Origin of the sequence: Faecalibacterium sp. DFI.5.82, from assembly GCF_029076575.1 — a bacterium.
In the GTDB taxonomy this organism is placed as follows: Bacteria; Bacillota; Clostridia; order Oscillospirales; family Ruminococcaceae; genus Faecalibacterium; species Faecalibacterium duncaniae.
In genome coordinates, this window is the sequence record NZ_JARFIS010000001.1 from 208,817 (window position 1) to 233,907 (window position 25,091).

24 protein-coding genes are annotated in these 25,091 nt (G+C 59.9%); 16 read left to right on the forward strand and 8 right to left on the reverse strand.

Features of this window, described 5'->3' with window-relative positions; translation table 11 throughout:
* The 3 genes from P0G09_RS01105 (at position 1) to P0G09_RS01115 (ending at position 2,407) form a co-directional block, all read left to right on the forward strand.
* On the forward strand, positions 1 to 888 hold the full coding sequence (locus P0G09_RS01105; protein ID WP_249258083.1) for an aldose 1-epimerase family protein: 888 nt from the start codon (positions 1 to 3) through the stop codon (positions 886 to 888).
* Positions 889 to 1,134: 246 nt separating this feature from the next.
* Complete coding sequence (locus tag P0G09_RS01110) at positions 1,135 to 2,265, forward strand: sodium ion-translocating decarboxylase subunit beta (RefSeq protein WP_275251701.1); 1,131 nt, start codon at positions 1,135 to 1,137, stop codon at positions 2,263 to 2,265.
* Between the two features lie 13 nt (positions 2,266 to 2,278).
* A complete protein-coding gene (locus tag P0G09_RS01115) occupies positions 2,279 to 2,407 on the forward strand; it encodes an oxaloacetate decarboxylase (protein WP_097770616.1) in 129 nt (42 codons plus the stop codon).
* 55 nt (positions 2,408 to 2,462) lie between these two features.
* On the opposite strand, the gene P0G09_RS01120 is transcribed toward P0G09_RS01115, so the two are convergent.
* Positions 2,463 to 3,650, reverse strand: coding sequence for an LL-diaminopimelate aminotransferase (locus tag P0G09_RS01120; protein ID WP_097770617.1), 1,188 nt, complete (start codon positions 3,648 to 3,650; stop codon positions 2,463 to 2,465).
* A gap of 176 nt (positions 3,651 to 3,826) precedes the next feature.
* Positions 3,827 to 4,666, reverse strand: a complete 840-nt coding sequence (gene dapF, locus P0G09_RS01125) for a diaminopimelate epimerase (protein ID WP_275251702.1) — start codon at positions 4,664 to 4,666, stop codon at positions 3,827 to 3,829.
* A 287-nt stretch (positions 4,667 to 4,953) separates the two neighbouring features.
* Between dapF and acpP the strand changes: the two genes are divergently transcribed.
* The 6 genes from acpP to mgtE all read left to right on the forward strand — a co-directional run bounded on the left by acpP (position 4,954) and on the right by mgtE (position 10,422).
* Positions 4,954 to 5,187 (forward strand): acyl carrier protein, encoded by a 234-nt coding sequence (acpP, locus tag P0G09_RS01130; protein ID WP_005932296.1) that lies wholly within the window; start codon positions 4,954 to 4,956, stop codon positions 5,185 to 5,187.
* Between the two features lie 133 nt (positions 5,188 to 5,320).
* Entirely contained in the window at positions 5,321 to 6,760 is a 1,440-nt protein-coding gene (gene proS / locus P0G09_RS01135; RefSeq protein WP_275251703.1) for a proline--tRNA ligase, read from the forward strand.
* Between the two features lie 142 nt (positions 6,761 to 6,902).
* Positions 6,903 to 7,274, forward strand: a complete 372-nt coding sequence (locus P0G09_RS01140; RefSeq protein WP_275251704.1) for a GntR family transcriptional regulator — start codon at positions 6,903 to 6,905, stop codon at positions 7,272 to 7,274.
* 3 nt (positions 7,275 to 7,277) lie between these two features.
* Positions 7,278 to 8,120 carry an ABC transporter ATP-binding protein gene (locus P0G09_RS01145; RefSeq protein ID WP_156066260.1) on the forward strand — a complete coding sequence of 281 codons (843 nt, stop codon included), beginning with the start codon at positions 7,278 to 7,280 and terminating at the stop codon, positions 8,118 to 8,120.
* On the forward strand, positions 8,117 to 8,743 hold the full coding sequence (locus P0G09_RS01150) for an ABC-2 transporter permease (protein WP_275251705.1): 627 nt from the start codon (positions 8,117 to 8,119) through the stop codon (positions 8,741 to 8,743). Before P0G09_RS01145 ends, P0G09_RS01150 begins: the two co-directional genes overlap by 4 nt.
* A gap of 299 nt (positions 8,744 to 9,042) precedes the next feature.
* Positions 9,043 to 10,422, forward strand: coding sequence for a magnesium transporter (gene mgtE / locus P0G09_RS01155; protein ID WP_342760504.1), 1,380 nt, complete (start codon positions 9,043 to 9,045; stop codon positions 10,420 to 10,422).
* Positions 10,423 to 10,586: 164 nt separating this feature from the next.
* Here mgtE and P0G09_RS20875 read toward each other — a convergent pair whose 3' ends face one another.
* The 6 genes from P0G09_RS20875 to P0G09_RS01190 form a co-directional block, all read right to left on the reverse strand.
* Positions 10,587 to 11,732 carry a GNAT family N-acetyltransferase gene (locus tag P0G09_RS20875; protein WP_154276453.1) on the reverse strand — a complete coding sequence of 382 codons (1,146 nt, stop codon included), beginning with the start codon at positions 11,730 to 11,732 and terminating at the stop codon, positions 10,587 to 10,589.
* A 265-nt stretch (positions 11,733 to 11,997) separates the two neighbouring features.
* Entirely contained in the window at positions 11,998 to 12,480 is a 483-nt protein-coding gene (locus P0G09_RS01170; protein ID WP_117532970.1) for a YhcH/YjgK/YiaL family protein, read from the reverse strand.
* A gap of 3 nt (positions 12,481 to 12,483) precedes the next feature.
* Positions 12,484 to 13,389 (reverse strand): SPFH domain-containing protein, encoded by a 906-nt coding sequence (locus P0G09_RS01175; protein WP_005932322.1) that lies wholly within the window; start codon positions 13,387 to 13,389, stop codon positions 12,484 to 12,486.
* A 16-nt stretch (positions 13,390 to 13,405) separates the two neighbouring features.
* Positions 13,406 to 13,855 carry an NfeD family protein gene (locus tag P0G09_RS01180; protein ID WP_275251707.1) on the reverse strand — a complete coding sequence of 150 codons (450 nt, stop codon included), beginning with the start codon at positions 13,853 to 13,855 and terminating at the stop codon, positions 13,406 to 13,408.
* Positions 13,856 to 14,004: 149 nt separating this feature from the next.
* Positions 14,005 to 15,861, reverse strand: coding sequence for a glycoside hydrolase family 13 protein (locus tag P0G09_RS01185; RefSeq protein WP_275251708.1), 1,857 nt, complete (start codon positions 15,859 to 15,861; stop codon positions 14,005 to 14,007).
* A 238-nt stretch (positions 15,862 to 16,099) separates the two neighbouring features.
* Positions 16,100 to 18,496 (reverse strand): glycogen/starch/alpha-glucan phosphorylase, encoded by a 2,397-nt coding sequence (locus P0G09_RS01190; protein ID WP_275251709.1) that lies wholly within the window; start codon positions 18,494 to 18,496, stop codon positions 16,100 to 16,102.
* Positions 18,497 to 18,827: 331 nt separating this feature from the next.
* On the opposite strand from P0G09_RS01190, the gene P0G09_RS01195 reads away from it, so the two are divergent.
* The 7 genes from P0G09_RS01195 to mreD all read left to right on the forward strand — a co-directional run bounded on the left by P0G09_RS01195 (position 18,828) and on the right by mreD (position 25,084).
* Positions 18,828 to 19,217 (forward strand): cell division protein ZapA, encoded by a 390-nt coding sequence (locus tag P0G09_RS01195; protein WP_005932333.1) that lies wholly within the window; start codon positions 18,828 to 18,830, stop codon positions 19,215 to 19,217.
* A gap of 39 nt (positions 19,218 to 19,256) precedes the next feature.
* Positions 19,257 to 21,326 carry a U32 family peptidase gene (locus P0G09_RS01200; RefSeq protein ID WP_275251710.1) on the forward strand — a complete coding sequence of 690 codons (2,070 nt, stop codon included), beginning with the start codon at positions 19,257 to 19,259 and terminating at the stop codon, positions 21,324 to 21,326.
* A 101-nt stretch (positions 21,327 to 21,427) separates the two neighbouring features.
* Positions 21,428 to 21,874, forward strand: a complete 447-nt coding sequence (dut, locus tag P0G09_RS01205; RefSeq protein WP_275251711.1) for a dUTP diphosphatase — start codon at positions 21,428 to 21,430, stop codon at positions 21,872 to 21,874.
* Positions 21,875 to 21,879: 5 nt separating this feature from the next.
* Complete coding sequence (locus tag P0G09_RS01210; RefSeq protein WP_005932346.1) at positions 21,880 to 22,434, forward strand: Maf family protein; 555 nt, start codon at positions 21,880 to 21,882, stop codon at positions 22,432 to 22,434.
* 184 nt (positions 22,435 to 22,618) lie between these two features.
* Positions 22,619 to 23,641 carry a rod shape-determining protein gene (locus P0G09_RS01215; RefSeq protein WP_005932353.1) on the forward strand — a complete coding sequence of 341 codons (1,023 nt, stop codon included), beginning with the start codon at positions 22,619 to 22,621 and terminating at the stop codon, positions 23,639 to 23,641.
* A 66-nt stretch (positions 23,642 to 23,707) separates the two neighbouring features.
* Positions 23,708 to 24,538, forward strand: a complete 831-nt coding sequence (gene mreC / locus P0G09_RS01220; RefSeq protein WP_099357213.1) for a rod shape-determining protein MreC — start codon at positions 23,708 to 23,710, stop codon at positions 24,536 to 24,538.
* A gap of 12 nt (positions 24,539 to 24,550) precedes the next feature.
* The gene (gene mreD, locus P0G09_RS01225) at positions 24,551 to 25,084 is read left to right on the forward strand and encodes a rod shape-determining protein MreD (protein ID WP_098922735.1); all 534 of its coding nucleotides are present in this window, start codon (positions 24,551 to 24,553) and stop codon (positions 25,082 to 25,084) included.
* Positions 25,085 to 25,091 lie beyond the last annotated feature (7 nt).

Below are 25,091 nucleotides of genomic sequence, written 5' to 3' on the forward strand. Positions count from 1 at the left end.
ATGCAGGCAACCATTCACAACGAATTCCTGACCCTGACCGTGGATACCCATGGTGCCGAAGCAGTCAGCCTGAAAAATGCCGCCGGGCAGGAGATGCTCTGGCAGGCCGACCCAGCTGTCTGGAAGCGCCATGCCCCCATCCTTTTCCCCTGGACAGGCAAGCTGACCGGCGGGGCCTTTACCCATAAGGGCAAGACCTACCCCGGCGGTCAGCACGGCTTTGCCCGGGACGTGGAGCACACCCTGCTCTGCGCCGAGGGCGACACCATCCGGCTGGAGCTGCGCTCGGATGAAAAGAGCAAGGCAGAGCGCTTCCCGTTTGATTTTGTCCTGACCAGCACCTTCCGGCTGGAGGGCAGGACGGTGCACCACACCCTGACCGTCACCAACCCCGCCGATGCCGCCGAGGAACTGCAGTTCGGCATCGGCTACCACCCGGCGTTCCGCATCCCCTTTGATGACAAGCACACCACCACCGATTACGAATTCCGCTTCGACCAGCCGGAAAGCCCGATGATCCTGGACGCTTACCCCAACGGTCTGCTGACCGGCAAGTGCGGTTACCGGTGGAAGAATGAGCAGAGCATCCCCCTGACAGACGATCTGTTTGAGAACGACAGCTTCTGCATGGCCGGTCTGCGCAGCCGCACACTGGGCATCTACGAGAAGGACACCGGCAAGGGGATCGTCTGCAATGTGGAGGGCTACCCCTATACCCTCATCTGGTCGGCTCCGGCAAAGCCTGTGCGCTTTGTCTGCATTGAGCCGTGGCACTCCCTGCCCGGTGCCCAGACCGATCCCCAGGAGTGGAGCCAGCGCGCCGCTGCCGCCTGCCTTGCCCCCGGCCAGACCTGGGAGACCACCCTCAGCACAACGTTTGAGCGCTGAAGCAAAGTTTGGCAAAGAAATGTAGGAACCCCTTGACAGAGGGGACTGCATTCTGATTTAATTAGAATCGATAAAAGGGAGTAAAGGGCATCCCGCAGGGCCTGCGGGGATGCTGCATGGCAGCGTCATCACGGCAGAAATGCCCGATGTCATGTGTTGGCTTGAGACTTTTGTCACAGACAGAGTGCTGTGGCAGGGGTCTCTTTTTTCTTGCCCGGCATCGGAACACAAGGAGGAAAAATAAATATGGATCTTCTGAACACATTCGCCAGTCTCTTTTCCAATTTTGGGAATCTGACCTGGCAGATGGTGGTAATGTGGGGCATCGGTGCGCTGCTCATCTACCTTGCCATCGCCAAAAAGATGGAGCCGAGCCTGCTGCTGCCCATGGGCTTTGGTGCCATTCTGGTCAACCTGCCCCTTTCGGGTGCCATCACGCAGGGGGATACGGTGGGCCCCATCTCTGCATTGTTTGAAGCGGGCATGTCCAACGAGCTGTTCCCGCTGCTGCTCTTCATCGGCATCGGTGCCATGATCGATTTTGGCCCGCTGCTGGAAAAGCCGTGGCTGATGCTCTTTGGTGCGGCGGCCCAGTTCGGCATCTTCTTTACGCTGTTTCTGGCGGGCTTCTTCTTTGACCTGAAGGATGCTGCCTCCATCGCTGTCATCGGTGCGGCAGACGGCCCCACCGCCATTTTCGTGGCCAACACGCTCAACTCCCAGTACCTCGGTGCCATCATGGTGGCAGCCTACAGCTACATGGCGCTGGTGCCCATCGTGCAGCCGCCCGTGATCCGGCTGCTGACCACGCAGAAGGAGCGCCGCATCCGGATGTCCTATGAAAAGGGCAGTGTTTCCCAGCTGACCAAGATCCTGTTCCCCATCGTGGTCACGATCATTGCAGGCATGGTGGCTCCGGCCAGTGTGGCGCTGGTGGGCTTTTTGATGTTCGGCAACCTGCTGCGGGAGTGCGGGGTGCTGAATGTGCTGAGCGAGACCGCCCAGAATGTGCTGGCAAACCTTATCACCATCGTGCTGGGCCTGACCGTTGCCGGGCAGATGACCGCCGACAAGTTCGTGCGGCCCGACACCCTGCTCATCCTTGTACTGGGTCTGGTGGCCTTTGTCTTTGATACGGCAGGCGGCGTGCTGTTTGCAAAGCTGCTGAACCTTTTCCGGCCGGAGGGCAAAAAGCTGAATCCCATGATCGGCGCGGCTGGCATTTCGGCCTTCCCCATGAGCGGCCGTGTGGTCAACAAGATGGGCCTGGAAGAGGACAACCAGAATTTCCTGCTGATGTATTCCATCAGCGTCAACGTTTCGGGACAGATCGCGTCCGTCATTGCAGGCGGCCTGATCCTGACCCTGATGGCTTAACGGAGGTGATCGCATGCTTCATCTTACTTCGTGGATGACCACGCTGCCGATGATGCTGATCGGGATGGTCGGCATCATCCTTGTCATCGGCATCATTGTTCTGGCAGTGATGCTGCTGAACCGGCTGACGGGCCGGAAATAAAAGAAAAAGGCGATGCAGTTGTTCAAAACTGCATCGCCTTTTTGTTTGTGTAAGATTACAGAGTCTGGATGGCGGCCTTGATGCGCTGGGCGGCGACCTTGGTCTTTTCGGCATCGCCGAAGGCGGTCAGGCGGAAGTAGCCCTCGCCGCACTCGCCGAAGCCGACACCCGGGGTGCCGACCACGCCGCAGTTCTCCAGCAGCCAGTCGAAGAACTCCCAGCTCTTCATGCCGCCGGGGCAGCGCAGCCAGATGTAGGGGCTGTTCTTGCCGCCGCAGTACCACACGCCGCACTCGTCCAGCGCATCGGCAATGACCTTGGCGTTCTGGCGGTAGTAATCGAGGTTGGCCTGGATCTCAGCCATGCCGCTCTCGGTGAACACGGCGGCAGCAGCGCGCTGAACGACGTAGGGCACGCCGTTGAACTTGGTGGTCTGGCGGCGCAGCCACAGCTTGTTCAGGTTCATGCCCTCGCGCTCCAGCTCGTGGGGCACGATGGTGTAGCCGCAGCGGGTGCCGGTGAAGCCTGCGATCTTGGAGAAGGAGCAGATCTCAATGGCGCACTCGCGGGCACCCTCTACCTCAAAGATGCTGCGTGCCAGAGCGGGATCGGTGATGAAGCACTCGTAGGCGGCATCGTACAGGATAACGGCGTTGTTCTTTTTGGCGTAGTCCACCCAGGCCTTGAGCTGCTCGCGGGTGTAGGCGGCACCGGTGGGGTTGTTGGGGCTGCAGATGTAGATGATGTCAGCCTTCACGCTGTCATCGGGCATTCCCAGGAAGCCGTTCTCCTGACTGGTGCGGCCGTAAATGATCTTGCGGCCGTCGGTCACGTTGTCGTCCACATAGGTGGGGTACACTGGGTCCGGGACCAGAACGGTGTTGTCCACATCAAACAGGCCCAGCACATTGGCCAGGTCGCTCTTGGCACCGTCGGAGATAAAGATCTCGTCCTCAGCCAGCTGGGTGCCGCGGCCTGCGTAGTAGCCCTGAATGGCCTGCTTCAGGAACGGATAGCCCTGCTCGGGGCCATAGCCGTGGAAGCCCTCCTTGGTGCCCATCTCAGCGGCGGCATCCTGCATGGCGGTGACCACGCACTTTGCCAGAGGCTGGGTCACATCGCCGATGCCCAGGCGGATGATCTCCTTTTCGGGGTGTGCTTCCTGATAGGCGGCCACCTTGTGGGCAATGTCCACGAACAGGTAGCTTGCCTTCAGCTCGCCGTAATGGTGATTCATTTTCATAAGTTGTTCCCTCACTTTATATGATTGCCCGCCCTCTCAGGCCGCTTCGCGTCCAGCTCTCCCAAAGGGAGAGCCGATGCAGCGTCTACGCCAGCAGAAGCTGACCGTTGAGCCGCAATTGCCTCTCCCTTTGGGAGAGGTGGCATTGCAAAGCAATGACGGAGAGGGCGAGGATGTTAAACTTCCGCAACTCCCTCGTACACCGTGACAGCGCTGCCGGTCATCAGCAGCTGCCTGCCGGGCAGTACCCGGATGACCAGCTCACCGCCGCGCAGCTGCACATGGATTTCCTGCCCGGCGGGGCAGATGCCCAGTTCGGTCAGAGCCGCCACGGTGGCGCAGGTGCCGGTGCCGCAGGCCCAGGTCTCGCCGCTGCCGCGTTCCCATACCCGCATCTTCAGGTGGGCGGCATCCACCACCTGCACGAACTCGGTGTTGATGCGCTCCGGGAAGTTGGCGTGATGCTCGAACGCCGGGCCGATGGCTTCCAGCTTCAGGCTGTCCATATCCTCCACCACGGTCACGCAGTGGGGGTTGCCCACGCTGATGCAGGTCACCTTCCACACTTTTCCCTCTACGGTGAGCGGCTGATCCACCAGCGGGCTTTCGCCCATGTGGATGGCAGGCAGGTCGGCCGGCAGGGTGCTGTAAGCGCCCATCTCCACCTGCCACAGCTGTGCGCCCTGTCGGCTGATGCGCTTGACACCGCTGTTGGTATCGATGGTCAGGACAGGCTTTTCCACCCCGTGGGTGTAGAGCCACTCGGCCACACAGCGCACGCCGTTGCCGCACATCTGGGCCTCGCTGCCGTCTGCGTTGAAAATGCGCATCCGGCCATCGGCCCCAGGGGTCACAGGGGCGCAGATGCAGATGATGCCGTCTGCACCCACGGAAAAATGCCGGGCAGAGAGCCGCTGTGCAAGCGCGGCAATGTCTGCGGGCACACCGGATGCACGGCAGTCCAGATAGATGTAATCATTGGCACAGCCCTGCATCTTGGTAAATGACAATTTCATGGAGCATTCTCCTTTACAGGCGGGACCTCTGCGGCCATGCTGATGCAGCATGGCTGAGAGGTTTGGTTCGTCACATATAATCATAAGAATCAAACGGGCTTCTGTCAAGCAAAAAAGAGGGCTTTGTGCAATTTTCATCGGTTTTTTCTGCCCGTAAAGGGCCGGAATGCAAAACAGGGCTTGACAAGATACGGCCCATGGGATATAAAAAGAGAGAGTGCTTTTGCGCGCCGGAGAGGGCGTGCAGGCAGAGAAGAAAGAATCATTGACAAAAGGAGACCGCGACGATGGATACTTTTGAAAAGATCCGTGCACTGCTGGCAGAGCAGCTGGATATTGACCCTGCTAAGATCACGATGGAGAGCGACATTATGAGTGATTTCGAGGCCGACAGCCTGGATATCGTGGACATGGTGATGACGCTGGAGGATGAGTTCGGCATTGAAGTGCCGGACGATGCCATCGAGAATCTGCGCACCGTGGGCGACGTGGTGGAATTTGTGGACAGCCACAAGGGCTGATAACAGTTTTGCAAAAAGGCCCCGCACCCGCAGCGCTGCACACGGCGGCACTGCAGCGGGGCTTTTAATATGAGCTCGTGCGGAACGGCTGGAACACAGGCGTTTGGCGCACGGCTTAGGAGGATATAACAAAATGGCAAAAGACAACAAGAAGCTTGTGCAGGCGATCACCAGCCAGGAAGAAAACTTTGCACAGTGGTACACCGACATCTGCGTCAAGGCAGAGCTGGTGGAGTACTCCAGTGTCAAGGGCTTCATCATCCTGCGCCCCTATGGTCAGGCCATCTGGGAGCTGATCCAGAAGGACATGGATGCCCGGTTCAAGGCAACCGGTCACGAGAACGTGGCCATGCCCGTGCTGATCCCCGAGAGCCTGCTGCAGAAGGAAGGCGAGCTGGTCAATGGCTTCGCGCCGGAGGTGGCGTGGGTCACGATGGGCGGCTCCGACAAGCTGGAAGAGCGCCTGGCGGTGCGTCCCACCAGCGAGACCATGTTCTGTGACCACTGGTCCCGCGTGCTGCACAGCTACCGTGAGCTGCCCATGAAGTACAACCAGTGGTGCAGCGTGGTGCGCTGGGAAAAGACTACCCGTCCCTTCCTGCGCAGCCGTGAGTTCTGGTGGCAGGAAGGCCACACCATCCACGAGACTGCCGCTGAGGCCGAGGCTGAGACCCAGCAGCAGCTGAACTGCTACGCGGATGTCTGCGAGCAGGATCTGGCCATCCCTGTTGTCAAGGGCCGCAAGACCGATAAGGAGAAGTTTGCCGGTGCCGAGGCTACCTATACCATCGAAGCCATGATGAAGGACGGCAAGGCCCTGCAGAGCGGCACCAGCCATTACTTCGGCGATAAGTTCAGCAAGGCTTACGACGTGACCTTTACCGGCCGCGACAACCAGCTGCATCACCCGTTCCAGACCAGCTGGGGCGTTTCCACCCGTCTGGTGGGTGCCATCATTATGACCCACGGCGATGACGACGGCCTGATCCTGCCCCCGGCAGTGGCCCCCATCCAGGTCGTGGTCGTGCCCATCGCCGCCCACAAGCCCGGCGTTTCCGAGAAGGCCGCCGAGCTGACTGAGAAAATCAGCAAGTATGCCCGCGTCAAGCTGGACGACAGCGACAACGCCCCCGGCTGGAAGTTCTCCCAGTGGGAGATGAAGGGCGTGCCCCTGCGCCTGGAGATCGGCCCCAAGGATCTGGAAAAGAACCAGTGCGTGCTGGTTCGCCGCGACACCCGTGAAAAGATCTTCGTGAGCCTGGACGAGCTGGAGACTGCGATCCCGGCCCAGCTGGAGGCCCTGCGCAAGGACCTGTACGAGCGTGCCCTTGCCAACCGCGAGAAGCGCACCTGGGCAGCCACCACCATGGAGGAGGTCAAGGAGCTGGCCAAGGCCAACACCGGCTACATCAAGACCATGTGGTGCGGCGACCTGGCCTGCGAGATGAAGATGAAGGAAGAGGCTGGCCTGTCCAGCCGCTGCATGCCCTTTGAGCAGGAGCACCTCAGCGATGTCTGCCCCTGCTGCGGCAAGCCCGCCAGCAAGATGGTCTACTGGGGCGTGGCCTACTAAGCCGCTCCACAGTCAGAGCCTGATCAGATGAAAAAGCAGCTTTCCCGTCCAACGGGAGAGCTGCTTTTTTGTGTCTGCCTATTGACAATTATGTATCTACTGTATATACTGTAAATATACAGATGTAACGGAGGCGGCAGACATGAATCTTTTCATCGATAACAAGAGCGGCGCACCCATCTACGAGCAGCTCTACACCCAGATCAAGAACCAGATTTTGAGCGGGGAACTGCAGTCGGAGGAAGCTATGCCGTCCATCCGGGGGCTGGCGCGGGATCTGCGCATCAGCGTGATCACCACAAAGCGGGCCTACGATGAGCTGGAACAGGAGGGCTTTTTGTACGCCGTGCCCGCCAAGGGTTTTTTCGTGGCGGCGAAAAACACCGAGCTGCTCCGGGAAGAGAACCTGAAAAAAATCGAAGCACACCTGACGGAAGCCGTCCGGCTGGCGGTACCCTGCGGGCTGACCAAACAGGAACTGACTGAAATGTTGGAATTGCTGTGGGAGGAATGAACCATGAACGCATTAGAACTGCACGGCCTTGAAAAGCACTACCCGGATTTTGCGCTGGGGCCCATTGATCTGGAACTGCCCGGCGGCACAGTCTGCGGGCTGATCGGTGAGAACGGCGCGGGCAAGAGCACGACCATTAAGCTGATCCTGGACATGATCGACGGGGACGCTGGCACTGTGAAGCTGTTCGGGCAGGAGGGGATCACCCCGCTTGCCAAAGCCGATATCGGCGTGGTGCTGGGCGGCGAGGGCATCCCCACCTGCCTGACCGCGCCGCAGGTGGGGAAAGTGATGGCCGGCATCTACCCGAACTGGGATGCCGCAGCTTACGCGGATTATTGTAAGCGCTTTGAACTGCCGGAGAAAAAGCGCTACGCCGACTACTCCACCGGCATGAAGATGAAACAGTGCCTTGCCGTGGCGCTTTCCCACCACCCCAAGCTGCTGCTGTTGGACGAAGCCACCAGCGGCCTGGATCCGGTGGTGCGGGATGAGCTCATCGATCTGCTGCTGGACTTTGTGCGGGATGAGAACCATGCAATTTTGATCTCGTCCCACATCGTCAGCGATCTGGAAAAGCTCTGCGATACCATTGCCTTTCTGCACAAGGGGAAGCTCCTGCTCTGTGAGGACAAGGACACGCTGCGGGAGGAGTACGCCCTCTGGCACGGCACTGCCGGGCAATTGGAGGAGCTGGATAAAAACGCCATCGTCAGCCGTCGGGTGACAGCTTACGGGGCCGAGGCACTGGTGAAGAGGGAACTTGTCCCGGCGGGCAGCACCCTGACACCGGTGAGCATCGAAGAACTGTTCGTTTTGATGGTGAAAGGGGAGAATGTGCGATGAAAGGGCTGCTGCTGAAAGACTGGTATCAAGTCAAAACAAATATGCGGATGATGTACCTCACGGTGCTGGCCGTGCTGGCGATCTGGACCCTGAGCACTTCCGGGGATTCGAGCTTTGCGGTGAATTATTCAGCTGTTTTTCTGGGATTCATGCCCGCCTACCTGCTTTCCTACGACCACGCCAGCGGGTGGACGGAGTACAGCTTTGCCCTGCCGCTGAGCAAGGAACTTCAGGTGGCAGAAAAATATCTCGTGGGTCTGCTTTGCACGGCGGTCTCTGCGGCGCTGAATGGAATTTTCTGCGGCATCCTGTTCTGGATGGGAAAACCGCTTCCTGCGATGCCGATCGGCCTTTTGCTGGGGGCGGGCGCAGCTTCCATCCTGCTGATAAACGGGATCATGCTGCCGCTGTACTACCGTTTTGGCGCAGAAAAGGCGCGGATGCTCTACATGCTGATGTTTGCCGGAATGGGCGCTGCTCTGGGCGGCGGGATGGTCCTGATGGATGCCGTGCCGGAACCGGGCGCGGCCATTGCCATCGTCGGTGTGCTGGCAGCGGTGCTGGTGCTGTATGCACTTTCCTGGAGGCTGTCAGTGCAGTGGTATGGGAAGTATAAGAAGTAAGCTCTTCTTTGTGCAATATCGCAATAATCCGGTAAAAAAACTGTAAAAGGGGTTGAAAAATCCGGCCCGGCGTAGTATGATAACGGGGCCGAAAGAAAAATCTTACACCAAGGAGGAGTTTGTTTCCATGTCCAGTGACCATACGGATCACCCCAAACAACGCTTCTCCTGCGATGCGGGCCGTGCAAACGTGTTAGCCGCATCCTGAACTGCATGCCCTTTGTACACCGCAGGAGTTGTAACCAGACCGATGCGGTGTATTTTTTATGCCCGGAAACGGGAAACGGAGGGACCAAACCATGCAGAAGAAAAATTATGTGCAGGAGATTCTGGACATCATCCACAGTGGTCTGCCCCAGGCAGATCTGGCTGAAAAGCTGTCCGATTACCATGAAAATGACCTGGCCGATGCCCTGACGGCCCTGACACCGGAGGAGCGCCAGAAGGTGTACACCGCACTGGGCGTTGATACGGTGGCAGAGATCTTCTCCTATCTGGACGACGCAGAGCCTTACCTGAAGGAGCTGGACCCCGAGCGGGCCGCCCGGGTCATCTCCCACATGGATTCGGACGATGCCGTGGATGCTCTGGATGACCTGGAAGAGGACGATAAGGCAAAGATCGTCCACCAGCTGGACAAGGATGCCGCCGATGATGTGCAGCTGCTGCTCTCCTATCACGAGGACGAGATCGGCAGCTGCATGACCACCAACTACATCTGCATCCGCAGGGATATGACCATCCGGCAGGCCATGAGTGAGCTGGTGAAGCAGGCAGGCGAGAACGATAACATCTCCACCCTGTATGTAGTGGATGAGAACGAGCACTTTTATGGTGCCATCGACCTGAAAGACCTCATCGTGGCCCGTGCGGAGGAGCGCCTGGAAAAGCTGATCGCCCGCTCCTACCCCTACGTCACCGACCACGAGAAGATCAGCGACTGCATCGACCGCATCGTGGACTACGCCGAGCGCTCGCTCCCTGTCCTGAACGACAGCGGGAAGCTGCTGGGCATCATCACCTCGGCGGATGTGGTCGAGCTGGTGGACGACGAGATGGGCGATGATTACGCAAAACTCGGCGGCTTGACCAGCGAGGAGGACCTGAACGAGGGTGTGTTCCAGAGTGTGAAAAAGCGCCTGCCCTGGCTGATCGCCCTGCTGTTCCTCGGGATGCTGGTGTCCTCGGTGGTGGGTGCGTTTGAATCGGTGGTGGCGGTGCTGCCCATCGTCATCTGCTTCCAGTCCATGGTGCTGGATATGGCCGGCAATGTGGGCACCCAGTCGCTGGCTGTGACCATCCGTGTGCTGGTGGACGAGAACCTGACTACTGCCAAAAAGCTCCAGCTGCTCTGGAAGGAAATGCGGGTGGGCCTGACCAACGGTGCACTGCTGGCCGTGCTGGCGCTGGGCTTCCTGGGCTGCTACATCCACTTCTTCAAGGCCTACGCCTGGGGTGAAGCCTTCCTGCTCTCGGGCTGTGTGGGCGTATCTCTGGTCGTGGCCATGGTGATCTCCAGCCTGGTGGGCACGGTCATCCCCATGCTGTTCCATAAGATCCACATCGACCCCGCCGTGGCTTCCGGCCCGCTCATCACCACCATCAATGATCTGGTGGCTGTGGTGGTCTACTATGGCCTGGCCGCCGTGGTGCTGATCGATATGTTCCATTTGGGCTGAAATAGAGAAAGGCTGCTGCCGACAACTCCCTCAGTCACGGCTTCGCCGCGCCAGCTCCCTCTTGGAGGGAGCCTTGACGTAATGGCAATCTGTGAAAGCCTCCCTCATTGAGGGAGGTGGCATCGCGTGAGCAATGACGGAAGGAGTTTGGCAACAGCCTCTTTTTACTTATTCTGTATCCAATACCGCTGTGTCAGCGTTCCATCGGAGGAATCGAACTGCTCATCCTCCAGCACGCCGCCGTTGGCGCGGATGGTCTTTGCTGAGGCAACGTTGTAATGGTCGCAGCAGATGCGCACCTTTTCGATGCCTCGTTCTTTTGCCTTTTCCAGCGTCAGGCGAAGCATCTGGGTGGCGTAGCCGTTCTGCCGCTCCGAGGGGCGGACGCTGTACCCGATGTGCCCGCCGTAGGTCAGCAGGTAATCGTTGAGCCGGTGGCGCAGGTTGGTCATGCCCACCAGATGCTCATGCTCGTCCAGAGCCAGATACTCCGTGGCGGGCACGAGACCGGCGGGGGTTGTGGCCGGGTCTTTCAGCTTGCGGAGTTGGGCCAGCCAGGCATCGAAGTCGGCATATTTGTCCAGAGCCGAGGTGCCGTCCATCCGGGAGCCGATGGCCAAAAATTCTTCCCGGTAGGCCATTACCTGTTCCCGGTCGCCCTCATCCGGCTCCCGCAGGTGGATCTTCTGGGGTGAGGTGCGCCGGGTGGCGGTGCGGAAATCCGGAGCCTTCATCAGGCCGTGGCAGTTGCAGTAGAAGTAAAGCACACCCGCGCCCCGCAGGGAGAAGCGGGCAGAGGCATCTCCCTCGGGGTAGAGCTTGACCAGCTGCAGCTTATCGCCGGTGAGGTAGGCCAGAAACGAGATGTAATGGTTTTTCTCCATGGGGTGGTGCAGGGTGACGAAGAGCTCGTCCTCCACCCGCTCCACAGTCAACTGATGATGCTCGTCGGCATCCTCGGCTTCGGCGATGTCCAGCGCAGGCAGGGTGATGCCGCAGCAGCTCACCACAGCCTGTCCGGTGGCGTGGAGCACATTGCCGCAGAGAGGGCAGACGTAGAGCTTGCTCCGCAGCAGGTTGGCTGCCCGGTTCCGGTTGATGATGGGTTCTCCCTGCATCAGCTCCAGCACGCTGACCCCCAGAGCCGCAGCCAGCGGTTCCAGCAGGGAGATATCGGGCAGACCCTTGGCGGTCTCCCACTTGGAAATGGTCTTAGCGCTGACAGAAAGCGTTCCGGCAAGCTCTGCCTGGGTCAGGCCCTTGGCTTCCCGCAGCTGCCGGATGGTGCTGCCTGTGACGTATGTGTTCATAATGAATGAAACCTCTCAGTCTCGCGTTGCTCGACAGCGTACGGGTTGCGGCTCCCAGCATCCACTTCGCACAAAGTATTGTGCTCGTGTCTTGCTGGCCGCGGCCCCAACAACTCCTCCCTTCATCCGCCACTGGCGGCGGTCGTCGTCGTTGCCTAATAGGGGAGCCCTTGGCAAGTCGGGCAAGCGTAATTGTTGAACCAGAGTATACTATACAAAAAAACTCCACGCAACCTACGCTGCGTGGAGTTCGTGCTTTCTGGAATTATTCGGCTTCGGTCTCGTCTTCCTCGTCCGGGTCCAGCTCCATGGTGAACACGGCCTTTTTCAGCTTGCCGCAGCCCTGGGCCTTCAAGCCGGATTTGTACGGTTCCCCGGCCAGATAGAGGGCAAAGCGGCCCTCGCAGAGCATTCCGGCAATGCTGGTGCCGGCGGTGCCCACGGTGGTATCAGCGGCTTCGTCAGCGGGCCGGGTGGGGCTGAACTCGCCCAGGGACACTTCAAACAGCTCGCTGCCTTCGAGGTCGGTCTCAAGGGTCAGGTGGTTGTCGTGCCGGACAAAGGGGGCCTTGTCGCTGGCCTGCGGGGTCACGGTGCTCACCGTGACCACAGCCTTGTCACCATCGATGCGGGTGCGCCCGGCGGGCAGGTTGTTGATATCCCGCGCCATGATGAACTCGATGACGCTGTCCAGACTGCTGCACAGGCCCAGATAGTTGGGGAGATTGTTCAGGGTATCGTAGATCATGGATCAGTCCTCTTTCGGGTCGGTCAGAAGCTCCTTGATGCTGGGCACAACGCCGCCCAGATTTTGCAGCTCCGACGGAATGATGATCTTGGTGGCCTTGCCGTTGGCGACCTTGGCCAGTGCCTCCAGGCTGCGCAGAGCCAGCACCTTGTCGTTGGGCATGGCCTCGTTCAGCAGGCGGATGGCATCGGCGTTGGCCTTCTGCACCGCGAGAATGGCCTGCGCCTCGCCCTCAGCTTCGAGAATGCGCTGCTGTTTGACGGCATCGGCACGGAGGATGGCGGCTTCCTTTTCGCCCTCGGCGGCGGTGATGGCGGCCTGCTTCTCACCGTCTGCCTTCAGGATGACGGCGCGCTTTTCGCGCTCTGCCTTCATCTGCTTCTCCATGGCTTCCTGGATCTCGCGCGGCGGGATGATGTTCTTGACCTCCACGCGGTTGACCTTGATGCCCCACTTGTCGGTGGCTTCATCGAGGATGGCCGTGATCTTGCCGTTGATGACATCGCGGCTGGTCAGGGTGTGATCCAGCTCCATCTCACCGATGATGTTGCGCAGGGTGGTGGCGGAAAGGCTCTCGATGGCTGCGATGGGCTGGTTGACACCGTAGGTGTAGAGCTTGGCATCCATGACCTGGAAGAACACCACGGTGTCGATCTGCATGGTAACGTTATCGCGGGTGATCACAGGCTGGGGAGGGAAGTCCGCGACCTGCTCCTTCAGGCTGACCTTTTTGGCGATCCGCTCAATGAACGGGATCTTGACATGCAGGCCGGCCGACCAGGTGTCGGAGTAGCTGCCCAGACGCTCCACAACGTACACCATGGACTGAGGCACGATGACGATGTTGGTGACGACGATGAGCAGGATGACAAAGATGAGCGCGAGGATCACGAACAGCATGATAGGCATAGAGACGCTCCTTTTTTCAGTGGTTGATGGATTCGGTCAGGATGGGTTCCACGATGAGCAGGGTGCTGTGGATCTCGGTGACCCGGCAGGCCTGCCCGGGGGTCAGGGTATCGCCGGGGGTGGCGCAGCGGGCGCTCCAGTCCACGCCATCCAGACGCACCCGGCCCGTCTGCTGGGCAGAAACGGGGGTCAGCACCTGGGCTTCCCGGCCAAGGGCGCGGTCACCGTTGGTGGGGGTGGGCTGCTTGTGCAGCCGTTTGGCCAGCGGCTTGAATGCCAGCAGGCAGACCGCGCTGGCCGCAATGAACACCACCGCCTGCACCCGGAACGAGTGGGTGAACAGGCAGCAGAGCAGGGCTGCCGCGCTGCCTGCCGCAAACCAGACGGATACCATGCTGAAGGTCATACCCTCCAGCGCCAGGAAACCGACGGCGGCAAGGAGCCAGAAAATGGGGTCAATGGACATCGAACATCCCTCCTTCTTCGTTTATTATATAACAAAGGCGTGGAAATGACAATATGTTGTTATTTAAGGGCGAGTGATGCTTTGTCCAACCTCTCAGTCGCAGGCTTCGCCGCGTCAGCGAAGATGACGGAGAGGTTTAATCCGTCTCCTTATACATAATCATAGTAGCTGTGGTTCGGGTTATGCCCCACCTCTTCCACCACGATGGTGAAGCCCATGGGATTCACCTCAGTGCTCTTGCCGCTGGCAAGGGTCTCCACGATGATATGCTCGGTGCGGTTGACGATGATCTCCGCAGTCTCCACCTTGCCCACCCGTTGGTAGTGCAGGATACCGTCCTCGGCACGCAGAACCCGCAGCTGGCCGGTGCGGAAGGCCTCGCAGGTGTGGCGGAGCTGTGCCAGCTGTGCCAGCACGGGACGCAGGCGCTGTTCGTGGGCATCCCACCGGAAGAAAGCCCGGTTGAAGGGGTCCCGGTAGCCCTGCATGGCAATCTCGTCGCCGTAGTACAGGCAGGGCACACCCGGCAGGGTGTAGATGATGGCGTAGGCCATCCGCAGGCGGAGCAGGCCCTCCTCGTAGGCATCGCCGGTCACACAGCGGCCGCTCTGCCACGCGCGGCCCCGGCCATTGGCGGGCTCGTCAGCGATCACGGTCAGGGCACGCTCGGTGTCGTGGGTGGAGAGGAAGTTCAGGGCGGTGTCCATGGCCGGGGCAGGGTAGTGCTCGCAGATGGTCAGGATCTCCGTCATGGCCTGCTCGGCGGGCTTGCCCTTGACGAAATCCAGCACGGCGTTCTTGAAGGGGTAGTTCATCACGCTGTCCAGGCCCTTGCCCAGCAGATAGGTGCGGCGCTTATTGAAGCCGAACTTGGTGGTGGCATCCTCCCACACCTCGCCCAGCAGGAACTTTTCGGGGCTGACCCGCTTGACGGCGGCGCGCACCTTCTCAATGAATTCGTCGGGCAGCTCGTCGGCTACATCCAGCCGGAAGCCTGCCGCGCCGCGCCGCAGCCAGGTGTCGATGACACCGCCCGGGCCGGTGATGAACTCCACATAGGAGGGGGTCTCCTCGTTGACCTCGGGCAGGGTCTCAAAGCCCCACCAGCTGCGGTAGCCGCCCTTGTACTGGGGGCCGAAATCGTACCAGCAGCGGTAAGGGGAGTTGGGGTCCCGGTACGCGCCGCCCTCACCATAGCGGCCCTCGCGGTTGAAGTAGCGGCTGTCGGAGCCGGTGTGGCTGAACACGCCGTCCAGCACGATGCCGATGCCGTACTTCTGGGCGGCGGTGCACAGTGCCTCAAAATCCTCGTTGGTGCCCAGCAGGGGGTCCACATTCAGGTAGTCGGCGGTGTTGTAGCGGTGGTTGGAGTGGGCCTCAAAGATGGGGTTGAGGTAGATGAAATCCACCCCCATCTTGTGCAGGTAAGGGAGCTTTTGCTGGATGCCCTTGAGGTCACCGCCGAAATAATCCTCATTCAGGTGACCACCCACCTCGTTGGGCTGCCAGAAGGGCTCGGCGTGCTTGTCGGCCTGATAGATGCGGTCGGCAAAGGGCATGGGCTTGTTCTCCACCCCTTCGCAGAAGCGGTCCGGGAAGATCTGATAGAACACCTTGCCCTTGATGCTTTCGGGGGTCTCAAAGTCCTGCTCATAGACCGTGATCTGCCAGCTTTCGCCATCCTGCCAGCTGATCACGCCGCAGTTGTCGGGGCCGCGCACGATGCGGCGGAAGTCGGTGTAGAGGTCGAAGTAATAGAAGTAGAGGCCCGGGTCATTCAGAGGCACTTCCACAGAAAAGTGGTTCTGCCTGGGGGTCTGGCCATCGAAGTTCATCCGGTAGTAGACGGGAACATCGAACTTACCCTCTTTTTTCAGGACAAGGTGCGGGTCTACATAGCCCAGCTCCTCGGGGATGCAGAGCGACAGCCGGACAGTCTGCCCGGCGCGCACCGCACCAAAGGGCTGCTTGAAATAGGGGTCAAAACTGTTGAACAGACAAGACAAGTGGGGTCGTTCCTTTCTCAAAAAAAGCCCCGGTTCCGTAATGGCTCCGGGGCAGAGATATATTTGTGCTAAACCCTTCCGTCAATGCTTCGCATTGCCACCTCCCCTAGTAGGGGAGGCCTTGGCAGAACGGTGAAGTCTGTGCGTAAAGGAAAAGCTGTAAAACTTCCCGTAACGCCAGAGGCCCCACTACTAGGGGGGCTGTCACCGTAGGTGACTGGGGGGTTGACCTTTCCAATTACTTCACAGCAGAAGCGTGCCAGATGTCGCGGGCGTAATCCAGCACAGAACGGTCTGCGCTGAAGATGCCGCTGTTGGCGGTGTTCTTCAGGCTCATCTGTGCCCACTTCTCGCGGTCAGCATACAGGCGCTGCAGGTCGGCCTGAGCACGGCGGTAATCCTTGAAGTCGGCCATGACCATATAAGGATCGCTGGTGCGCAGGTTCTCGGTGACCTCGTGGAAGTCCTCGCCGTTCCAGCCGCGCTCCAGGAAGTTCAGAGCGGCATTTGCCACGTCATCGCCCATGATGAAGGCGCTGGGGTGGTAGCCCACCTGCTTGAGGTTGTTGACCTCGGGGGTCAGCATACCGAAGATCAGCTCGTTCTCCTTGCCGGCGGCATCGGCAATCTCAACATTTGCGCCGTCCAGCGTACCCAGCGTGATGGCACCGTTCAGCATGAACTTCATGTTGCCGGTACCGGAAGCCTCGGTGCCAGCCAGAGAGATCTGCTCAGAGACCTCGGCAGCGGGCATCAGGTGCTCGCTCAGGGAGACGCAGTACTCTTCCAGATAGACCACGCGCAGCTTGTCGCGGACGGCGGGGTCATTGTTGATCAGGTCGCCCAGCTTGCAGATCATCCGGATCATCTGCTTGGCCATGTAGTAGCCGGGGGCAGCCTTTGCGCCGAAGATATAGGTCTTGGGGATGAAGTCGGCGTTGGGGTTCTCTTTCAGATACAGGTACTGAGCGGCGATGTTCAGGGCGTTCAGGTGCTGACGCTTGTACTCGTGCATCCGCTTGACCTGGCAGTCGAAGATGGAATTGGGGTCGATGACCTGGCCGGTGCTCTTCTCGAGATAGGCGGCAAAGTTCTTCTTATTGTCCAGCTTGATCTCGTTGATGCGCTTCAGCACGGTCTTATCGTCCGCATACTTGTTCAACTTGGAGAGGTTGGAAGCGTCGTGCTTGTACTCCTCGCCGATGGTCTCGTCCAGCAGTTTGCACAGCTCAGGGTTGGAGGCCAGCAGCCAGCGGCGGTAAGCGATGCCGTTGGTCACATTCTTGAAGGCCTGAGGCTTGAACAGGTAGTAATCGTGGAACACGCTTTCCTTGATGATCTCGCTGTGCAGCTTGGACACGCCGTTGATGCTGTTGGCGGTGTAGGCGCAGATGTTTGCCATGCGGACCTGGTTGTCGCCGATCAGGGCCATGTAGTTGATCTTGCCCTCGTCGCCAGGGAATGCCTTCTCCAGCTCCTCGCGGGCACGGCGGTTCATCTCGACCACGATCTGGTAGATGCGGGGCAGGGTCATCTTGAAGATGTCCACATTCCACTTCTCCAGAGCCTCGGCCATAACGGTGTGGTTGGTGTAGGCAAAGACCTTCTGGCAGATCTCAAAGGCCTTATCCCAGTCAAAGCCGCACTCGTCCAGCAGGATGCGCATCATCTCGGGGATGGCCAGCGTGGGATGGGTGTCGTTCAGCTGGATGGCGACCTTGTCGGCCAGATTCTCCAGCGTGCCGTAGGTGGACAGGTGGTTCTGCACGATATCGCCGATGGATGCGGCAGAGAGGAAGTACTGCTGGCGCAGGCGCAGGATCTTGCCCTCAATGTGATTGTCGTTGGGGTACAGCACCTTGGAGATCAGCTCGGCGCTGGCGTTCTTGCTCATGGCAGTGTTGTAGTTGCCCAGAGAGAAGCTGGACATATCAAAGTCAGGAGCCTTGGCCTGCCACAGGCGCAGCTTGGCAACGCCCTTGCCATCGTAGCCCTGCACATACATGTCGGAGGGCACAGCCATAACGCTGTTGTAGTTGGTGTGCTGGATATAGTGGAAGCCGTGATCCCAGTTCTCGCGGATCTCGCCGTCAAAGCAGACCTCGATGGCCTGATCGGGGTGGCTCTTCAGCCAGACCTGACCGCCGGGCAGCCAGTTGTCAGCGCGCTCCTGCTGCCAGCCGTCCACGATCTTCTGCTTGAAAATGCCGTATTCGTACAGGATGGAGTAGCCGGTGCCGCAGATGCCGGTGGTGGCCATGCCGTCCAGATAGCAGGCAGCCAGACGGCCCAGACCGCCGTTGCCCAGGCCTGCATCGGGCTCTTCCTCAAAGATGCCCTCGATGTTGATGTCGGCATCAGCCAGCACCTTCTGGGCAACATCTTCCAGACCCAGGTTGAACAGGCTCACCTTCAGGCTGCGGCCCATCAGGAACTCCATGCAGAGGTAGTATACCTGCTTGGTACCGGTGCCAATGGCCTTGGACTGGAACTTCTTGTGGTTCTCGCTCATCATCTGACGGCAGATCAGGGCAAGAGAACGGTAGATCTGCTGCTTGGAAGCAACGCTCAGATCCACGCCGTACTCGCTGGTCAGCTTGTCCTGAAGAATTTTTGCAAATTCTTTTGTAGTCATAAGGAACTCCTATCCGCACACACACTTGTGCTGTTTTGAAATATCGCAACAGGGAATTTCTCCGCTTTCCCTCTCCCTGTTACCACAACAAGAACATTATAATCAGTTCTATTCGTAAATGCAAGGAAAAACGCCGATTTTTGCCGTAGCTGACATTTTTGTCACAATCTTTCTGGTAAATATGCAAAAAATTCAAAAATAACACTTTCTCTTGGAGCGCATTTATATTATAATAAGAAGTGAACGGTTGTCCCGGCGGGGGCAAAAGCGTGCACCGGGGCAGGAAACTCGGCCACAAACTCCGCTCAGAGTAATTATTAGTGAGGATACGATGGTTAATAAAGTGAGAGTGACCATTGCGGGCGCGCCCTATGCGATCGCAACGACGGATTCCGAAAAGTATATCGCCTCTCTGGCCAAACGGTTGGATGAGGATATCACCAAGCTGCTGGACACCAACGAAAACCTTTCGGTGACCAAGGCGGCGGTGTTCTGCGCCATGGATTATCTGGACGAGTACAAAAAGAGCACCGGCAGCGCCGAGAATATGCGCAGCCAGATCCAGGATTATATTGCCGATGCCGCTAGGGCAAAGCTGGCTGAGGATAAGGTGAGAACGGAAAATGAAACGCTGCGGCGTGAAAACGATGCCCTGCGGGAGCAGCTGGCACGCCTGCAGGCCAAGCAGAAGGCCGACCGGGAAGCAAAGACGGAAGCGTGAATGGAGGCGCGGTGAGTGCGCCGGAACAGAGGGAGTATTATGCCAAAGATCGAGATCCTTGCCCCGGTGGGCAGTGAAGAGATGCTCCGCGCCGCAGTGTTCAGCGGTGCGGACGCGGTATATCTGGGCTTTTCGGGCTTCAATGCCCGCACAGGGGCCGGAAATTTTGATGCGGACAGCCTGAAGGAAGCGGTCCGGTTCTGCCACGCGCGGGGTGTCAAGGTGCACGTGGCACTGAACACCACCGTTTACGGCGGGGAGCTGGCCGCGCTGGCCGGTGCCGTGAAGGCTGTGGCCGAGAGCGGCGCGGATGCGGTCATCTGCCAGGATCTGGCGGTGGCGCAGCTCATCGGGCGGATCGCCCCCGGCCTGCCCCGCCACGGCTCCACCCAGATGAGCGTCCATACCCTGCAGGGCGCGCTGGAGCTGAAGGAGCTGGGCTTTACCCGGGTGGTGCTGGCCCGTGAGCTGAGCCTGCCCGAGGTGGAGCACATCACAAAGCACTGCGGCATCGAGACCGAGTGCTTTGTCCATGGCGCGCTCTGCATGTGTGTCAGCGGCCAGTGCTATATGTCTGCCTTTCTGGGCGGCCGCAGCGGCAACCGGGGCTCCTGCGCCGGGCCCTGCCGCCTGCCCTTTGAGGCAAACCCGCTGCCCGAAGGCAAGCCGGGCCGTCTGCACCACCTTTCTCTGAAGGACAATTCCGTCATCGACAAGCTGGATCGGATGCAGGCCGTCGGCGTGGCATCGGCTAAAATCGAGGGCCGTCTGCGCACGTCGGAGTATGTGGCGGCGGCGGTCAGCGCCTGTCTGGCAGGCCGTGAGGGCCGCGCCTACGACCGTGACCTGCTGAAAAATGCGTTCAGCCGCTCCGGCTTCACCTCCGGCTATCTGGATGGAAAGATCGACGGTACCATGTTCGGTGTGCGCAGCGAAGCCGATGCGGAGCTGACCAAAAAGACCCTGCCTGCCCTGCGCGAGCTTTACCGCCGCGAGCGCAGCCGGGTGCCGGTGCAGTTCAGGCTGGAGATCGAAGAGGGCGGCGAGAAGCTGACCGTGACCGACGCGGACGGCAACAAGGCCTTTGCCTACGGCGATGCGGAACCGCAGCCTGCCCGCACCGACCCCACCGAGAGCCTGCAACGCAGCCTTTCCAAGACGGGCGGCACCCCCTTTGCGGTGGAAAAGATCGATGTGGAGATGGACGGCGGCCCCTGGTTCGTGCCGGGCAGTGCCGTGAACGAGCTGCGCCGGGATGCGCTGGAGGCCCTGCTGAAAAAGCGGGAGGTCCTGCGCCCCTGGCCGGTACACGAGGCGGAGCTGGATGCGCTGCCCCTGCGCACTCTGCCGCCCCGCCGCACCCTGCGCGCCCGTTTTGAAGCTTGGGAGCAGGTGCCGGAGCAGGCCCTGAGCGGGGTGGAGTATCTCATCCTGCCCATTGCGCAGGCCGACCGGGTACCCCGGGAGTGGCGGGAGAAGACCCTTCTGGAGCTGCCGCGCGTGATGTTTGGTGCGCTGGAGGAGGACACCGCCCGCCGCATTGCCGCCACCCAGGATGCGGGTTTTGCAGGCTATGAGGTAAGCAACATCGCCCACCTGCGGCTCTGCCGTGGCCTGCCGATGACCGGCGGTTTCGGCCTGAACGTCACCAACCAGATGGCAGCACAGTTCTACGCTGACCACGGCCTGAACAGTGTGCTCATCCTGCCCGAAGTCAAAGACAGTGATATCAGCACCATTGCCCCCACCCATAACGGCAAGCCTGTGCCCACCGGTGTGCTGGTCTATGGCCACATGCCGCTGATGGTCACCCGTGCCTGCCCGCTGCAGAACATCCATGACTGCGCCCACTGCAATAAAGCAGGGGAACTGACCGACCGCAAGGCCAAAAAGTTCCCGGTGCGCTGCGGTATGGGCGTGCGGACGATCTATAACCCCGTACCTATTTATATGGGTGATAAGCCCGGTGCTCTGACTGTGGACTACGGCGTGGCCTACTTCACACTGGAATCCCGGGAAGAAGCAGCCGCCATTCTGGACAACATCCGTGTCCACGCACCCTTTGAGGGAGAGTTTACAAGAGGACTTTATTTCAAGGGAACGAATTAAACCTCTCAGTCTCGCTTCGCTCGCCAGCTCCCCTAGTAGGGGAGCTGGCAAAGCCGTCAGGCTTTGACGGAGAGGTTTAGCAACAATTTATGAGGTATACTATGGAACCGATCACCGTAAACTATAAAGTATTGGACCCCCGGGCCAAGGTGCCCGCCTATGCAACGCCGGGGGCAGCGGCGGCCGACCTGTGCGCTGTGCTGGATGAGCCCCTGACACTGGCCCCCATGCAGCGGGTGTTGGTGCCCACCGGCCTTGCCATCGAGCTGCCCGGCCCCCACGCTGTGGCGCTGGTCTATGCCCGCAGCGGCCTTTCCATCAAGCACGGCCTGTGCATGGCAAACGGCGTGGGTGTGGTGGACAGTGACTACCGCGGGGAACTGAAGGTGCCCATGATCAATCTGGGCACCGAGGCCTATACCATCCAGCCCGGTGAGCGTGTGGCACAGCTCTGCATTGCACCGGTGTATACCGCTGCCTTTGCTCAGGCGGCCGAACTGGGGGATACCCAGCGCGGCGCGGGCGGCTTTGGCTCAACGGGGAAGTGAAGCGTATGAAAGATCTGATCCTGGCTTCCCAGAGCCCCCGACGGAAAGAACTGTTGAGCCTGTACACGACGGATTTTACCGTCTGTGTCAGCGATTTTGACGAGGATGCCGTGACGGCGGATACCCCCGCCCGGCTGGTGGAACAGCTTGCCCGGGGCAAGTGCCTTGCTGTGGCCAAGGAACACCCCGGTGCCGTGGTGCTGGGCTGCGATACCGTGGTGGATGTGAACGGCGAGGTGTTCGGCAAGCCTCACAGCCCGGACGATGCCAGAAGGATGCTCCGTGCGCTGTCCGGCGCGACCCACTATGTGCACACCGGTGTCTGCGTTTCCGATGGCACCCGCACCGAGAGCTTTGTGGATACCTGCAAGGTCACCTTCTTCCCGCTGAGCGAGGAGGAGATCGAGCGGTACGCCGCCACAGAGGAGCCCTACGATAAGGCCGGTGCCTACGCCATCCAGGGCCGCGCGGCGGTCTGGCTGGATGCCATTGAGGGGGATTATTACACCATTATGGGCCTGCCCGTCAGCCGGACGGTCCGCCTGCTTGAACAGTTCTGACAGTTTGTGCGGCGGAACGCACAGAAAAATGAAAAATACGGAAAAACTTGACAAAACGCTTGAGAAAACGTTGACTTGCGGCTATAATAGAAACGTGTTATTCTGCGATGGGCGGTCAAACCCTGTGGAGTTTGGGCTGCTGTGCGTTTTGGAATAGACCGGAAATACGAAGGAGAGCTTCATTATGAGTTTTTTGTCAAAGGACGTTGGCGTTGATCTGGGTACTGCCAATACCCTGGTTTACATGAAGGGCAAGGGCATCATCATGCGGGAACCCTCGGTCGTGGCTGTGGATACCAAGACCGATGAGGTGCGCTGCGTGGGTGCTGAGGCAAAGGCTGTCATCGGCCGTACCCCCGGCAGCATCGTGGCGGTCCGCCCCCTGAAGGATGGTGTCATCGCCGATTTCGATATCACGGCAAATATGCTGGAGAACTTCCTGAAAAAGGCCTGCGGCAACAGCATGTTCTCCCGCCCCCGCGTGGTCATCTGCATCCCCTCGGGCGTGACCGAGGTGGAGCGCCGCGCTGTGCGTGAGGCGACCCTCAAGGCCGGTGCCCGTCAGGTCTCCGTCATCGAGGAGCCTATGGCTGCTGCCATCGGCGCGGGCCTGCCCATCAGCGAGCCCACCGGCAGCATGATCGTGGACATCGGCGGCGGCACCGCTGAGATCGCTGTCATCTCTCTGGGCGGCATCGTGGCCTCCCGCAGCGTCCGGATGGCCGGTGATATGTTTGATCAGGCCATCATCGCTTTCATCAAGCGCAAATATAACCTGCTCATCGGTGAGCGCACCGCCGAGCAGATCAAGATCGAGATCGGCTCTGCCTACCCCATGGACCCCGAGATGACCATGGAGATCAAGGGCCGCAACCTGGTGGACGGCCTGCCCAAGAACATCGTCGTCCACTCTGAGGATGTGCGCGAGGCCCTGCTGGAGTGCCTGGTCAAGATCACCAGCGCCATCAAGGAGACCCTGGAGCGCACCCCGCCTGAGCTGAGTGCCGATATCATCGACCACGGCATCACCCTGACCGGCGGCGGTGCCCTGCTGCGGGGCCTGGATCAGCTGATCCAGAGCGAGACCGGCATTGATGTCCATGTTGCGGAGGACCCGCTGGATTGCGTGGCCAAGGGTGCCGGTGCGGTGCTGGATCATGTGGATGTTCTGCACGACGTGCTGGATACCGATGGAGCTCATATGTAACGATGTAACAGAGGGTGCGGACGGCTCTGGGCTGTCCGCGCCCTTTTGCAATCGGAGGAAAACCCCTTGAAAGACTTTTTCGATACCTGGAAATTCAAGATCCTGGTGGGCATCGCGGTGTTTCTGGTGGGCATCATGGCCTACGCCGGTGCCAATGGCCGCCTGACTGCCGCTCCGCAGGAGCTGCTGAGCGTGGCGGCCGCTCCATTCCAGAAAGTGGCGGCCGTGGTCAGCGGCGGTGTGGCTTCCCTGTGGGAAAAGTACACCAGCATCGATGACGTGATGGCTGAGAACGAGACGCTCAAGGCCGAAAACGCCGAGCTGCGCCAGCAGATGGTGGATTACGACCGCGTCAAGGCCGAGAACCAGGCCTACAAGGCACTGGAAAGCATCCAGAGCCAGCGGCCAGAGATGAGCTATCTTTCCAGCTTTGTCATTGGCCGTGACCCACTGGATTCCTTCTATGGCTTCACACTGGACCGCGGCACGCTGGATGGCGTGGCCGTCAACGATGCCGTGGTCAGTGACCAAGGCTACCTGCTGGGCATGGTGGTGGAGGCTGAGCCCACCAGCTGCAAGGTGATGACCATTCTTCACCCCAACTTCAACGCGGCGGGCGTGGTATCCCGCACCCGTGACAACGGCATCGTCACCGGCAGCTCCGAATATGCCGCCGATGGCCTGTGCGTGCTGACCAACCTGGCGCGCAACACCCTGACGGAGAAAAGCGACCAGGTGGTCACCACCGGGCTGGGCGGGGTGTTCCCGGCTGACCTGCTGGTGGGCGTGGTACAGGAACTGGTGCCCGAGGTCAGCGGCAAATCGACCATTGCCGTCATCAAACCCGGTACCGACCCCCGCACGGTGCGCCATGCGTTCATCATTACCAGTTTCTGAGGAGGGACCCTGATGGAATCACGCCGGAAACGCAGCCGGGGCCAGATCGTCAAATGGATCTGCTATGCGCTGCTGGGCCTTCTTTGTGCTGTTTTGCAGACCACGCCCGGGCTGTTCCAGTTCGGGGCGGCAAAGCCGCTCTGGCTGCTGCCGCTGGCGCTGGCGGTCGCCGTGTTCGAGGGCGAGTTCGCCGGGGCTGTCTTTGGGGCGGTCTGCGGCCTGATGTGGGACTGGCTGGCCGGGCGCACCGTGGGCATGCTGGCGCTGGAGCTGCTGCTGCTCTGCTTTGCCGTTTCGGCGGTGATGCAGCTCTACTTCAAGAATTCGGCCGCCAACTTTGCACTCATTGCGTCTGCTGCCGCTCTGCTGGTGCTCACGCTGGACTGGCTGTTTTTCTACTATATGCCCGGTTACAGCGGCGCGGCCAGCCGCTGGCTGTGGTTCGTGCTGCCCACGGCGGCGCTCTCGGTGCCCGTCTGCTTCCCTCTGTTCGGGGTCGTGCGCCGCATCCACGAAGAATTTAAGATCGACAACGGCGTGGTGTAACGCACCC